Origin of the sequence: Acetobacter fabarum (assembly GCF_011516925.1) — a bacterium.
GTDB lineage: Bacteria > Pseudomonadota > Alphaproteobacteria > Acetobacterales > Acetobacteraceae > Acetobacter > Acetobacter fabarum.
In genome coordinates this window covers 349124-363384 of record NZ_WOTG01000001.1, presented here as the reverse complement: position 1 = coordinate 363384, position 14261 = coordinate 349124, and the positions used below count along the sequence as shown (strand labels likewise).

Annotated in this window: 12 protein-coding genes; 10 read left to right on the top strand and 2 right to left on the bottom strand. The window is 58.5% G+C overall.

Annotated elements, in window-relative coordinates:
* Positions 1-27 precede the first annotated feature (27 nt).
* Complete coding sequence (bcp, locus tag GOB83_RS01725) at positions 28-516, top strand: thioredoxin-dependent thiol peroxidase (RefSeq protein ID WP_165925043.1); 489 nt, start codon at positions 28-30, stop codon at positions 514-516.
* A gap of 58 nt (positions 517-574) precedes the next feature.
* Here the strand turns inward: bcp and GOB83_RS01720 are convergent, their stop codons facing one another.
* Both GOB83_RS01720 and GOB83_RS01715 read right to left on the bottom strand, forming a co-directional pair.
* Positions 575-952: a hypothetical protein gene (locus tag GOB83_RS01720; RefSeq protein WP_242005679.1), complete on the bottom strand. Its 378-nt coding sequence runs from the start codon at positions 950-952 to the stop codon at positions 575-577.
* 137 nt (positions 953-1089) lie between these two features.
* Entirely contained in the window at positions 1090-2358 is a 1269-nt protein-coding gene (locus GOB83_RS01715; protein ID WP_165925042.1) for an MFS transporter, read from the bottom strand.
* 193 nt (positions 2359-2551) lie between these two features.
* On the opposite strand from GOB83_RS01715, the gene GOB83_RS01710 reads away from it, so the two are divergent.
* The 9 genes from GOB83_RS01710 (at position 2552) to rplJ (ending at position 14170) form a co-directional block, all read left to right on the top strand.
* Entirely contained in the window at positions 2552-3823 is a 1272-nt protein-coding gene (locus GOB83_RS01710; RefSeq protein ID WP_165925041.1) for a DNA recombination protein RmuC, read from the top strand.
* A 21-nt stretch (positions 3824-3844) separates the two neighbouring features.
* On the top strand, positions 3845-4558 hold the full coding sequence (locus tag GOB83_RS01705; RefSeq protein ID WP_086647116.1) for a response regulator transcription factor: 714 nt from the start codon (positions 3845-3847) through the stop codon (positions 4556-4558).
* Positions 4545-5918: a sensor histidine kinase gene (locus GOB83_RS01700; protein ID WP_086647117.1), complete on the top strand. Its 1374-nt coding sequence runs from the start codon at positions 4545-4547 to the stop codon at positions 5916-5918. Before GOB83_RS01705 ends, GOB83_RS01700 begins: the two co-directional genes overlap by 14 nt.
* A gap of 119 nt (positions 5919-6037) precedes the next feature.
* Entirely contained in the window at positions 6038-9211 is a 3174-nt protein-coding gene (locus GOB83_RS01695) for an efflux RND transporter permease subunit (protein ID WP_086647118.1), read from the top strand.
* Complete coding sequence (locus tag GOB83_RS01690) at positions 9208-10521, top strand: efflux RND transporter periplasmic adaptor subunit (RefSeq protein ID WP_095348980.1); 1314 nt, start codon at positions 9208-9210, stop codon at positions 10519-10521. The genes GOB83_RS01695 and GOB83_RS01690 overlap by 4 nt, the downstream gene beginning before the upstream one ends.
* A gap of 41 nt (positions 10522-10562) precedes the next feature.
* Entirely contained in the window at positions 10563-12131 is a 1569-nt protein-coding gene (locus GOB83_RS01685) for an efflux transporter outer membrane subunit (RefSeq protein WP_165925197.1), read from the top strand.
* 106 nt (positions 12132-12237) lie between these two features.
* Positions 12238-12672 (top strand): 50S ribosomal protein L11, encoded by a 435-nt coding sequence (gene rplK / locus GOB83_RS01680; RefSeq protein ID WP_095348979.1) that lies wholly within the window; start codon positions 12238-12240, stop codon positions 12670-12672.
* A 4-nt stretch (positions 12673-12676) separates the two neighbouring features.
* Positions 12677-13369, top strand: a complete 693-nt coding sequence (rplA, locus tag GOB83_RS01675) for a 50S ribosomal protein L1 (protein WP_086647121.1) — start codon at positions 12677-12679, stop codon at positions 13367-13369.
* A gap of 282 nt (positions 13370-13651) precedes the next feature.
* On the top strand, positions 13652-14170 hold the full coding sequence (gene rplJ, locus GOB83_RS01670; RefSeq protein ID WP_048852972.1) for a 50S ribosomal protein L10: 519 nt from the start codon (positions 13652-13654) through the stop codon (positions 14168-14170).
* The last annotated feature ends 91 nt before the right edge of the window (positions 14171-14261 follow it).

Below are 14261 nucleotides of genomic sequence, written 5' to 3'. Positions count from 1 at the left end.
CACAAGGTATGGAAGGAGTTTACGATTATGGAAAATAGTCAGGTGCTCAAGGTAGGGGACAAAGCCCCGGCGTTCAGCATGGCGGCAAGTGGTGAACGCACGGTGGAAAGTGCGGCGCTCAAGGGGCAGCCGTTTGTGCTCTATTTTTATCCCAAGGCAGACACACCCGGCTGCACAAAGGAAGCCTGCGGGTTTAACGAAGCCCTGCAGGCTTTTGAACAGGCCGGGCTGAGCGTTATTGGTGTCTCGCGTGATCCGGTTAAAAAGCTGGACTCATTCGCGGCCAAATACAGCCTGACCTTTCCTCTGGCGTCAGATGAAGATGGGCATGTGACCGAGGCTTACGGCGTATGGGTGGAAAAATCCATGTATGGCCGGACCTATATGGGCATAGAGCGCGCAACGTTCCTGATCGATGCCAAAGGCGACATTGCTTACATCTGGCCCAAGGTCAAAGTCAGCGGCCATGTAGATGCGGTGCTGGCTCAGGCGCAGGCACTGGGTGGCGCTGCCTGAGCAAGTTGTTGCAGTTTTTGGTGCGCGGGTTTGCGCACCCACCCTGCCGGGCCGGGCTTTACCAGCCCGGGTAATAGCCACCGGGAACAGCGTAGTAATATCCCGGAGGCGGCCCCATGGGAGCAACCGGCACCATATAGGCGCGTGGTGGTGGCGGGGGCGGCGGAGGGGGCGGGCCATAGCTGTAACCATAGGCATAGCCGCCGGGGCCGCCGCTCATGGCCGCACCAGCAAGGGCACCAACGGCCAGCCCACCAATAAGCGCGCCGGCAATTGCACCGCCATCGCCCCGGTGGTGGTGCCCCCAGCCGGGTCCACCCCGACCGCCCCAGCCGGGTCCACCGCCACCCCAGCGCCCGGGTTGGGCCTGTGCGCTAGGCAGAGCTGCCAGACCAAGGCCCGCAATAACGGGCAGGGCCATCAGAAATTGTGTCATGCGGCGCATCAAACGTGCCTCCCTGGAGCAGGGTGTCAGGCTGCTCCGTATTTTTTGTTCTCCCTTAAATATCGATCCGCTTGTGGCAAATTAAAGGCTCTTCCCTGTCCTTTTGTTGAATAATGCCTGCATGGGGGTCAGGGCGTGTTTTCCGGCATTGTGCTGGTTTTTTGCAGGGTTAACGCGGTTGCAAGCGTGACCAGCGCACAGGCGGAAACATACCAGGCAAACCAGCCTTCATGGCCTACATGCTTGCACCACAAAGCAATATATTCGGTTGTGCCACCAAAAATAGATACGGTCAGCGCATAGGGGAGTGCTACTCCCAAGGCCCGCACGCGGGTGGGAAAAAGCTCGGCCTTAACAATGGCGTTAATGGACGTGTACCCCGATGCCATGAACAGCGCGGCAACAATCAGCCCGAATGCAACCCAGCCCGATGTGGCGTGGGAGAGGGCATTAAGCAGCGGCACAGTGCCAAGGCTTGCCCCAATGCCAAAAAACAGGAGCAGGGGTTTACGCCCGATCCGGTCGGATACCGCGCCAAAAGCGGGCTGCATGGCTGCAAATACAAACAGGCTGGCAGCTGAGATAAGGGTGGCCGTTTCCTTGGAAAAACCAAGGGAGTTGGCAAGGTATTTCTGCATGTAAATGGTGTAGGTGTAAAAAGCGACTGTTCCGCCAAGGGTTAGCCCGCAAACCCGCAACACCGATGGCCAGTGGGCCAGCATAACGCGTACGCCCCCTTTGGCCTGCTTGTTGCTTGTGTTCTCAAAGCTTTCGCTCTCCACCATCTGGCGGCGGAGCCAGAACACCAGAACGGCACCACATGCCCCGATCAGGAAAGGAATGCGCCAGCCCCAGCTTGCAATCTGCTGCGGTGTTAAAAACACGTATTGCATGATCAGCAGCACGCACAGGGCCAGCAGTTGCCCCATAACCAGCGTGACATACAAAAACCCAGACCAGAACCCCCGGTGCTGCGGGGTGGAAACTTCGGCCAGATAGGTGGCCGAAGCGCCATACTCCCCCCCAAGGCTCAAGCCCTGCACCAGACGTGCGAGCACAAGAATGACCGGGGCGACAACCCCTATCTGCTCGTATGTGGGGCACAGGGCTATGGCCAGCGAGCCAAAGCACATGGCCAGAACAGAAAAGGTGAGAGCCTTGCGCCGCCCGTACCGGTCTGCCGCCATGCCCAGCAGCCACCCGCCAATGGGGCGCATAAAAAAGCCAACGGCAAACACCGCTGCCGCATTCAGCAGTTCAGCTGTTGGGTTGCCGTGTGGAAAAAACGCATGGGCGAAGTAGATGGTGAAGGAAGAATAAACATACCAGTCAAAATATTCGAGCAGGTTTCCGGCTGACCCTGCCAGAATACCCCGAATGCGTTGTGCCGTGTTCAAGCTGTGCTCTCCATTCCTGGACTTTTTGTTGTGTTGGTGAACAAGGCACCGTGGGCAAGGGTAGTATCATTACCACACCACGCCTGTCATTACGTCTGCGGCATGAGAGGTGTTGCCTGATAGACGTGTTTTTTGTTCAAAAACAGTGAGCAAGGGTGCTTGCTCTTGGGGCAGACATCAGACAAAACAGGGTATGGGTTCTGTAATTGTTCTTGTCTGTGTGGCGGTCACGGCTCTTTTGCTGGGGGTGGTGCTGGCTTTTGCGCTGCGCAAGCCACCAGCAAAAAGTGCGGATAGCGACTTGCTGGCGCGGCTTTACGTTATGATGGAGCGCGAGGCCGCCGCCGCCCGCGCTGATTCCTCCGCGCAAAGAACCGCCATGGCCGAAATGGAACGGGCTTTTGGCGAACGGTTGGAGCGCATGCGTGCCGAACTGGCGGAGCAGCTTGGCAACCTTTCTGGCGGTCTGGGGCGTGAGCAGGCGGAGGCACGGGCCGCACAGGCCGAGGCCCTGCGCAACATGGCGGAAACCTCCGCCCAGCAGCTGGCGGCCATCCGCCACGCGGTAACCGAGCAACTGCACGAGGCGGTGGAGCGGCAGATGCACACATCGTTCCAGCGGGTGCTGGAACAGTTTGCCGCCATGCAGAAGGCCATGGGCGAGGTCCGCGCCATGACCGCCCAGATCAGTGACCTCAAACGGCTGTTCAGTAATGTCAAAACCCGTGGCGGCTGGGGGGAGGCCCAGTTGCGCGCCATTCTGGATGATGTGCTGCCGCCGGGTACGTATGAGAGCAATGTGCGGCTGGGGCCGGGGAATGATGTGGTGGAGTTCGCCATTCGCATGCCGGTCAAAACCCAGACACCCCCCCTTATGCCGGTGGACAGCAAGTTCCCGACCGAAGCGTACGAAAAACTGCTCAACGCGGCAGAAGAGGGCGATGTGGTGGGTGAAAAGGCCGCCCGCAAGTCTTTGGAGAACACTGTGCGGGTGGAAGCCCGTAAAATTGCCACGAAATACATTCAGCCTCCCGCGACTGTTGAATTCGCTGTGCTTTATCTGCCAACTGATGGGCTTTACACGGAAGTGGCCCGTATTCCGGGTTTGATAGATGATGTCGGGCGGCAGTACCGGGTTATGGTCATGGGGCCAGCCCTTATGCCTGCCATGCTGCGTACCATTCATCTGGGCTACGTGACTCTGGCCTTGGAAGAACGGACGGAAAGCATTGCCCGCCTGCTGGGTGCAACCCGGCAGGAAATGCTGAAAATGGACGGAGTGCTGGACAAGCTGGCACGGAATGCGCAGGCTATGTCGTTCTCAATCGAGGAGGCCAGACGGCGCACCAGAGTGGTTACCCGCAAGCTCAAGGAGCTTGATAACCCGGTTGCAAGTGAGGACGAAGGCGAAGAGTCTGAAATTGAATTTAGTGGCCATATCAAGGGTAGCACTGCAACAGGGTAGAACACGAGCAAGAGGGCAGGTATGTCTGAAGATGATACACTACCCCCTTTTCTGGAAGGGCGGACGGTTCTCCTTATCGAGGATGACGGCAGGATTGCCGAGGAAATTGTAGGGGAACTCACAGGGCGCGGCTTTAACGTCCATCATGAGGAAACAGGCAACGCCGGGCTGGATGCAGCCGTAAAAGGCGAGGCCGATGTGATGGTGGTGGACCGGCTTTTGCCCGGGTGTGATGGGCTTTCTGTTATAGAAGCCATGCGCCAGCAGGGGATTCGCGTGCCTGTGCTGGTCCTGTCTGCCCTGTCTGCTGTGGATGACCGGGTCACGGGCCTTAAGGCTGGGGGGGATGACTACCTGACCAAGCCTTTTGCCATGGAAGAGCTTGTTGCGCGGATTGAAGCGCTGCTGCGGCGGCCGGATGATACGCGCAACACCAAGCTGCGCACCGGCCCGCTGGAAATGGACCTGATCGAACGCCGCGTCTGGCGGGATGGCCGCGAGATTGACCTGCTCCCGCGTGAATTCCGGTTGCTCGAATACCTTATGCGCCGCCCCGGACAGGTGCTGACGCGCTCCATGCTGCTGGAGGATGTCTGGCAGTACCGTTTTATCCCGCGCACCAACCTGGTTGATGTGCATATCGGCAAGCTACGCCGGAAGGTTGATGCTCCGGGCGAGGAACCGCTTATCCAGAGCATTCGTGGTACGGGGTTCCAGTTGCGTGTTTCTGACTGAGGTTTTTCGGACAGCCACATTCCGGATCACCCTTATGGCGCTGGCGGCTATGGCTGGTGTCATGCTCATGCAGTTCGGGCTGGTTTACGCCCAGATGGAGGCGGTGGAATCCCGCCGCTCCACCGAACTGCTACAGGGGGAGGCGGAACTGCTGGCCCAGATGTCGCCCGAGCATCTGGAATATGTTATCCGCCGCCGCGCAACGGATGACCTGCGCCTGATCATCAACAGTGCCGGGCTGTTTGACGCCGGGCATGCGCTGATTGCGGGTGACCTGCATACCTGGCCCCGTGGGCTCAAGGCAGATGGTAAGCCCCATAATATCGAGATTTACCCCGAGGAAGGGGCCGCTTACCCCCTGCGCCTGCTGGCGGTGACCTTGCCAGACCACACCATTCTGGTGCTGGGACGCAGTTTTCATTTGCTGGCGGAGCAGAAGTTCATGCTCCGTCATGCCATGCTGGTGGCGGCGGTGCCCACGTTTTTGTTCGCGCTGTTCCTTGGGGTGGCACTCAGCCATCGTGCCCTCTCCCGCGTGAAGGAAATGCACGAGGCCATAGACCGGATTATGGCGGGCGATATTCATGAACGTCTGCCAGCCAACCGTGAGCGGGATGATCTGGAGCGGCTGGCGGGGAGCGTGAACCGCATGCTCGACCGGCTGGAACATCTGATGGACGGCATGCGTGCGGTGGGTAATGATATTGCCCATGACCTGCGCACCCCGCTCTCCCGCGTGCGGGCAAAGCTTGAGCGTGCCCAGTCGGGCGAGCGTGATCCGGAGCAGCTTGAAGCTGCCATAGGTCGCGCGGTGGATGACCTTGATCAGTGCCTTGGTATTATTACCGCCCTGCTCAGGATTGCCGAGATAGAGAACAGCCGCCGCATGGCCGGTTTTGCGCAGGTAAGGCTGCGTGAGTTGATGGATGATGTGTTCGACCTTTACGAACCCATTGCCGAAATGGAAGATAAAAAACTACAGGCTCTGCCTTCTGCGGATGAGGGGCCAGTATGGGGGGATCGGCATCTTCTGATCGAACTGCTCGCTAATCTGGTTGATAATGCTATCAAATTTACTCCTGAAGGCGGTAGTATTGTGCTGGATGTGCAACAAAAGGATGATGCGGTCCTGCTGATCGTGACCGATACGGGCACGGGCATTGCCCCTGAGGAAAGACAGAATGTGTTGTCCCGCTTCTATCGCTCGGACAAGAGCCGGCATGTGCCCGGTAGCGGTCTGGGGTTGAGCCTTGTTTGCGCCATTGCGCATCTGCATGACGCAAACGTTAAGATAGAGAGCGGCCCCAATGGCAGGGGTACATGCTTCAGCATTGCTTTTCCGGTCCCGGTACTGGGCTAGAGCAATGGTTTGTAAAGATAATGTCACAAGCGGGAGAGGGATGTGCGGGTATCTACTGGCAAAATGACGACCATTTCCAGAATGATGACCGGACCCGTTTTCAGCCAAGGGTCAGGTGAATGAACCAGATTGTTCTTATAGCACTCAAAAAACCGTACACTTTTGTTGTGCTGTCCATCCTGATTCTTGTTTTTGGAATTAAGGGTATTTTCTCAACCCCCACGGACGTTTTCCCGAGTATCCGCATCCCTGTTGTGGCCGTTATCTGGCAATATACAGGGCTGATGCCCGAGGATATGTCTGGCCGTGTGGTCTATTATTACGAGCGCGCACTTACCGCGACCGTGAATAATATCGAACACATTGAAAGCCAGTCCTATTACGGGCGCGGGATTGTTAAGATCTTTTTCCAGCCCGGTACAAACACATCCGTTGCTCAAACCCAGATCACCTCTGTCTCCCAGACCGTGATCAAGCAGATGCCTACCGGCTCCACGCCGCCACTTGTTCTGGCGTATGACGCATCCTCCGTGCCGGTCATTACGTTGCAGGTCGCATCCACGTCCATGACGGCGTCCGAGATTTATGACATGTCCTCCAACCTTATCCGGCCTGCGCTGGTGTCTGTTGCAGGGGCGGCCATTCCCAACCCGTATGGGGGTAAGCCGGGTAACGTCATGGTCGATCTGGACCCGGTCAAGCTGCTGGCACACAGTCTTTCCCCGGTGGATGTCTCCCGCGCACTGAACAGCCAGAACATAGTGCTGCCTGCGGGGGACCAGCGTATTGGCCCGTTTGACTGGATGGTGCAGACCAACGCAGCCCCGCGGGAGCTGGATGAACTGAACGATATTCCCATCAAGCAGGTCGGGCACGCCGTGGTCCGCCTGCGCGACGTGGCATGGGTGCATCAGGGTGGTCCACCACAGACCAACCTTGTGCTGGTCAAGGGCCAGCAGGGTGTGCTGATCGTGGTCATGAAGAGCGGGGATGCCTCAACACTGGACGTGGTGGCAGGCATTAAAAAACTGCTGCCCGGCATTGTGCAGACCCTCCCGCCGGGTGTGAGCATCCGCGTGCTCAATGACGCCTCGACCTTTGTTAAGGAGTCCGTGGAGGACGTGGTGCGCGAAATGATAACCGCCGCCTTCCTGACCGGGCTTGTCGTGCTGCTGTTCCTTGGGTCGTGGCGTTCTACGGTTATTATTGCCACCTCCATTCCGCTGGCCATGCTGTGCTCGATCATCGGGCTGGGCTGGGCCGGGCAGACCATTAATGTCATGACTTTGGGCGGGCTGGCGCTGGCCGTTGGTATTCTGGTGGATGATGCCACGGTCATGATCGAAAACATTGATGCACATCTGGAAATGGAAAAGGATCTGGAAACCGCCATTGTGGACGCGGCCAACCAGATTGTTATTCCAACCTTTGTTTCCACGCTGTGTATCTGCATTGTGTGGATGCCGCTGTTCCAGTTGACCGGTGTTGCTGGCTGGCTGTTCATGCCCATGGCCGAAGCCATTATTTTTGCCATGCTGGCATCGTTCATTCTCTCGCGCACGCTGGTGCCAACCATGGCCAAGTACATGCTGGCCGCACAGGTGGCCGCCCATGCGCACGGTCCGCAGGAGCCCAAAACGGTTTTTGGTCGTTTCCAGCGTTCCTTTGAGCGTGGGTTTGAGACCTTTCGCCATCGCTACCACGCCCTGCTCACGTATCTGATCGAGGTGCGGGGGACGTTTATTCCGGTATTCGTACTGTGCTCGTTCGGGTCTTTGGGGTTGCTGTTCTTTGTCGGGCAGAATTTTTTCCCCGAAGTTAATTCGGATGTCATCGCCCTGCATATGCGCGCACCCATTGGCACGCGGCTGGAGGAAGCCGGCAAGATTTCCCAGCTGGTGGATACAGAGGTCGAGCGCACGCTGCCCGGGCAGGTGGAAGGAATTGTCAATAACTGCGGTCTGGCGTTCAGCCCGCTCAACATGGCCTATATTCCAACCCCCACCGTGGGTACGCAGGATTGCGACATTACCATTTCGCTCAAGGATGAAGCCGCCCCTGTTGCGGAATACCGCCGCCTGCTGCGCCGTAACCTGAATGAAAAATTCCCCGGGACCCAGTTCTCCTTCCTGCCGGGGGACCTGACAGCCAAGATCCTGAACTTCGGCCTGCCATCCCCGATTGATGTGCAGGTGGTCGGGCGTGACCTGCCAGCCAACTTCCGCTTTGCCAACCGCATTGCAGAACGGCTGCGGCACGTAACCGGGCTGACCGATATTTCAGTGCAGCAGCCCATGACCACACCAACCCTGCGCGTGAATGCACGCCGCATGTACGCGCTGGGCACGGGTATCCGCGAGGCGGACGTGGCTGACAACGTGCTGGTTTCGCTCTCAGGCAGTTCGCAGGTCGGGCAGGTTTACTGGCTGGATACCAAGACTGGCGTCTCGCATCTGATCGACATCCAGACCCCGGCCTCCTTCCTCCAGACCATGAATGATCTGGAGATCACCCCGATTGATAAAGGGGATGGTAATCCCAGCGGGCAGACCCCGCAGATTCTGGGCGGGCTGAGCCAGATCGAGCAGGTCGGGACCCCGGCCGAGGTTGCGCACTACAACATCATGCCCGTGTTCGATATCTATGCCTCAAACGAGGGGATTGATCTGGGCACCGTCTCACGCGAGGTGGAGCGGATTGTGGATGAACTCCGGCCCGACCTGCCTCGCGGCGCATCGCTGACCGTGCGCGGGCAGGCCGTGACCATGAACAGTGCGTATGTGCAGCTTCTGGCCGGGCTGGCTATGTCTGTTCTGCTTGTTTACCTGCTGATTGTGGTCAACTTTCAGTCCTGGCTGGACCCGTTCATTATCATCACGGCGTTGCCCGGCGCGCTGGCGGGTATTTCGTGGAGCCTGTTCCTCACACATACAACCCTGTCTGTTCCAGCGCTTACGGGTGCGATCATGTGCATGGGCACGGCCACGGCTAACGCCATTCTGGTTGTGGCCTTTGCGCGTGAGCGGCTGGATGAGCATGGAGATGCCATTCTGGCAGCGCTTGAGGCAGGCTTTGAGCGTATTCGCCCGGTTATGATGACGGCTTCCGCCATGATTATTGGCATGTTGCCCATGTCTTTGAGCAACTCGCAGAATGCGCCTTTGGGCAAGGCGGTCATGGGGGGGCTGCTGGTGGCAACGGTGGCTACGTTGCTGTTTGTTCCCTGCGTGTTTGCAATGTTGCACAACAAAAAAGAAGTGCCGACGACAAAAGAAGAGGAAGCTGGCGTATGACCCCGGAACACGACAATACGGGTGGCGTGGACGCCAAGGTAAAAGCTGCGGCAGCTGCCCGTAAAAGAAAAATGGGGTTTGCTATTGTCGCTGGCGTGGCAGGCTTTCTGGTTATCATGGGGCTTGTGCAAAGGCATTCGGCCTATGTGCAACTGGCGCAGGAAACAGCCCATGATGCGGTGCCCGTTGTGCAGGTCATTTACCCGCAGCACGCCCCCGATGAGCGCGAGCTCTCCCTACCTGCCAATATTGCGGCATGGTATCAGGCCCCGATTTACGCTCAGGTCTCGGGCTACGTCAAAATGTGGTACAAGGATTTTGGCGCGCGCGTAAAAGCAGGGGACGTGCTGGCCGAAATTGACACACCGGGGCTGGACGCCCAGTACGCCGCCGCCAAGGCCAACTACAACGTGGCACTGGCTCGCTACAAGCTGGCCCAGATTACCGCACGACGCTGGAAGGCGTTGCAGGGCACGCAGGCTGTCTCCCAGCAGGAGGTGGACGTGCAGGCCGCCAATGCCGAGGCCCAGAAGGCGCAGGTCGAAGCCGCCCAGCATGATGTGGAACGCTACGCCGCCCTTGAAGCGTTTAAAAAGATCGTGGCTCCGTTTGATGGCATTGTCACATCCCGTATGGCCGATGTGGGGGATTACGTTAACGCCGGAAGGGGGGATGTGGATTCCCGCGGGAATGCCACGGAACTGTTCAGCGTTGCGGACGTGCACGCCATGCGTGTGTTTGTGGCTGTGCCGCAGGACTATGCGGATATTATCTCACCCCGCCTGCAGGCCGATCTGATTGTGCCGCAATACCCCGAGCGCACGTTCAAGGCGCGTTATCTGGCAACCGCAAGCGCCTTTAACCCCAATACCCGCACGGTTACGACCGAACTGGTGCTGGATAACAAGAGCGGCGAGCTGTGGCCTAATTCCTACGCCACGGCCACCTTCCGTGCTCCGGCTGACCCGGACCAGCTTATTCTGCCTGAAGGCGCCATTGTGTTCCGGCAGGAAGGAACGCAGGTCGCGCTGGTGGATGACAGCAACCACGTGCATCTGGTCAACGTAGCCCTTGGGCGCGATCTGGGCACAACGGTGGAAGTGCAGCGTGGGGTTAAAAAGAGCGACAGGGTCATCAATAACCCATCCGCCGGCCTGCTGGACGGGCAGCTGGTGCGGATTGTTAAAGGCACTCCCGGTTACAATATTCCCCCAGCCCCCCCGGCAAAGGCTGCGGGCGCAGGCAAGAACGATACCCGCGCCATGCCCGAAGATAACCGGCCCATGCCGGAATCCGGGGGGCGTCAATGAAGGGCAGGGCGCAGGGTAGCCGGGTTTTTGCCGCACGCTTTATGCTGGGGAGCTGCCTCCTGTCCGTTCTGGCAGGGTGCGACATGGCACCACGCTACAAGCCAGCCAGGTTTATCTACCCCGACAACTGGCAGGGTGGTGGCGTTATGCAGCCCGCAGGTGGGGTGGATACAACATTAAACCCCAACTGGTGGACTGTGCTGGGAGACCCCGTACTGAATGATCTGGAGGAACAGGCCATGCGCCTTAACCCCGATCTTCAGGCGCAGGCGGAGGCTTTCCTTCAGGCGCGGGATCTGGCCATGGAGGCCAAATCCAAGCTCTACCCACAAATTGGCGGTATGGCTGGCGGGGCAAAATACAAAGGGTCGGATCATCGGCTGTGGCGTGGGGCCGGCTCCACCGGGCCCATGTATATGTCCTCTGAGCAGTATTCGGGTTCTGCAACGTGGGAGCCGGATTTCTGGTCCGCCATTCGTAACAAAACACGCATGGCCAAGCAGAACGTGCAGGAGCGCGCGGCAGACTATGCCGCAGCAAGGCTGAGTTTGCAGGCCGAGCTTGCCAGCGATTACGTTGTGCTGCGTGGGCTGGATGCGCAGGGCGCGGTTTACCGGGATTCCATCCGCTACTACAAAACAGCGGTGCAGATTACCAACATGCGTCTGGCAGGGGCCATTGCGCCGGGTATGGATGTCTCCCGCGCTCAGGCACAGCTTTATGCCACGCAGGCGCAGGAAACCGACATCCGCACCCAGCGTGACGTTATGGAGCATGCCATTGCCGCACTGGTTAACCAGGCCCCGGCCTCCTTCCATATTGCGCCGGTGGATACACTGAACTTTGCACAAGGCCCATTGCCGGTTGCCCTGCCATCAACACTGCTGGAAAGGCGGCCCGATATTGCTGCGGCAGAGCGGCGCATGGCACAGGCCAACAGGGCCATAGGCGTGTCCCGCGCAGCGTTCTACCCACATGTGACCTTTAACGCCACGACCGGGTTTATGGATAACGGGTTCGACCTCGCATCGCTCTCCAACTCCATGTACCAGTTTGGTGCGCAGGCACTTCTTCCGCTCTTTCAGGGTGGGTTGCGGCGTGCGGACCTGCAACGCAGCTGGTCGCAGTACCGCGAGAAGGAGGATCTGTACCGCAGCACGGTGCTGGATGCCTTCAAGGAGGTTGAGGACGGGCTGACCCGGGTCAACAGGCTCAAGGTGCAGGTGGGGCAGCAGTCTAACGCAGTAGATGCCGCATTGCGCACACAGGGCATGACCATGGCGCTGTACACGGGGGGGCTTACCAATTATCTGGATGTCGTGGTGGCACAGGTTGCGGCCCTGAATGCCCGGATCGCACTGGTGCAGACCTCCACGCGCGCCATTGATGCCCGCGTGGAGCTGATTCGCGCTCTGGGTGGCGGGTGGTCCCGTGGCCAACTGCCTACGGGTGAAAGTGTGCTCATGCCCTTCAAGCCCCTGCAGTACAGCAATCTGCGTCAGGCACCGGCTGCGGGCGGCATTACAACCGTGCGTGACCCTGCCAGCACGGACCTGAGTGGCAGCACAAAAGCACGTGCCCCTCTTGACAGTCATGCTGCGCACAGGTAAGCGCGCCTTTCCTGATCGGAACGCGGGAGGTTTCTGCCAACACCTTGTGTGCAGGCTGGAATCGTTAAGAACCGCGGTCCGGGTACATTTTTGAGGAGTCCCGGATATGGCCAAAAAAGTTGTTGGCTACATCAAGCTTCAGATTCCCGCTGGTAAAGCAAACCCTTCGCCGCCGGTTGGTCCGGCTCTGGGTCAGCGCGGTCTGAATATCATGGAATTCTGCAAGGCATTTAATGCCAAGACCCAGGGCCTTGAACCTGGCATGCCGATTCCTGTGGTGATCACTGCCTATGCTGACCGTACGTTCAGCTTCATCACCAAGACCCCCCCGAACACCTACTTCCTGCTCAAGGCCGCCAAGATTTCCAAAGGCAGCCAGACAGTTGGTAAGGGCGGTTCCGTGGGTAAGGTGACCATGGATCAGCTGCGTGAAATTGCTGCCCAGAAGCAGCAGGACATGAACGCAAACGACATTGATGGCGCTGTACGCATGCTGGTGGGTTCTGCCCGCTCCATGGGTCTTGATGTGGTGGAGGGCTAAGATTATGGCTCAGAACAAGCGTCTTGCAGCTGCTCGCGCCAAGGTTGTTGCCGGTAAGGCATACGGGCTGGACGAAGCTGTTTCCCTCGTCAAAGACAATGCAACTGCAAAGTTTGACGAAACGGTTGAAATCGCCCTGAATCTGGGCATCGACCCGCGTCATGCTGACCAGATGGTTCGTGGTTTTGTGTCCCTGCCCAACGGCACGGGCAAGACCCTGCGCGTTGGCGTGTTCGCACGTGGCCCCAAGGCTGAAGAAGCCAAGGCTGCCGGTGCGGACGTTGTTGGTGCAGAAGATCTGATGGAGCAGGTGCAGGCTGGCGAAATCGCTTTCGACCGCTGCATTGCAACCCCGGACATGATGGCTCTGGTGGGTCGTCTGGGTAAGATCCTCGGCCCGCGTGGCCTGATGCCTAACCCCAAGCTGGGTACCGTGACCATGGACGTTAAGGGTGCCGTTCTGGCAGCCAAGTCCGGTCAGGTTGAATACCGCGCTGAAAAGACCGGTATCATCCACGCTGGCGTTGGCAAGGCTTCCTTCGGTGCAGATAAGCTGGCTGAAAACGTACGTGCATTTGTTGATGCCGTGCAGAAGGCCCGCCCGACTGGCGCCAAAGGCACCTATCTGAAGAAGGCTGCCCTGACCTCCACAATGGGTCCGGGCGTACAGCTGGACGTCTCTGCCTTCGCAGGCTGAGTAAGAATGTTGCCAGGCTGGCCCTTGTGGCTGGTCTGGTGCATAAAGGAGTGGTTTACCACTTCTTATACCTGTCCGAGACCACACGTGAGTTTGTTCTTAATCGGCCTTTCGGGGCTGGCGCGTGGTAAGACGGGGATGCTGGTTGCAGGCTGAGAATTTTCGGCAGTGCCAGATATTCCGTTTATCAAGGACAGGCGAGCGGGTTCTGTTTGTTGCAGAACCTAAAGGGCAACCCGTTCTGTCAGGTTTAGATCTGATGGAACAAGACGGAGACGGGATTTGGACCGTACGGAAAAGAAGGCCCTTGTTGCCTCTCTGGCCGCCGTGTTCGCCGAAACGTCCATGGTTGTGGTTACCCGTAATAACGGGTTGACCGTGGCTGATGTGACGGATCTGCGACGCAAGGTGCGGGCCGCGGGTGCAAACTACAAGGTTGCCAAAAACCGGCTGGCAACTCTCGCCCTGGATGGGACCCAGTTCAGCGGCATCGCGCCGTTGCTGACGGGACCGACCGCGCTTGCGTGGGCGGACGAACCTGTATCAGTGGCGAAGGTGATCGTTGAGTTCGCCAAAACCAATGACAAGCTTGAGCTGCTTGGTGGTTCTCTTGGTTCTCAGGTACTTGATGTAGCTGGGATCAAGGCTCTCGCCGAGCTGCCGTCGCTCGACACGCTGCGCGCGCAGCTCGTGGGTCTTATCTCCACGCCCGCTACGCGCATCGCCAGTGTTGTTCAGGCGCCGGCTGGCCAGCTTGCTCGTGTTTTTGGGGCCTATGCCAAAACGGGTGAAGCTGCCTGACCACATGCTCCCATATGGGGGTGTGTACAAGAAATACGCGTAGCCTCTGTGTAGAGGTTGCGTTTTGCTAACCAGTGTTTATATTAGGAAG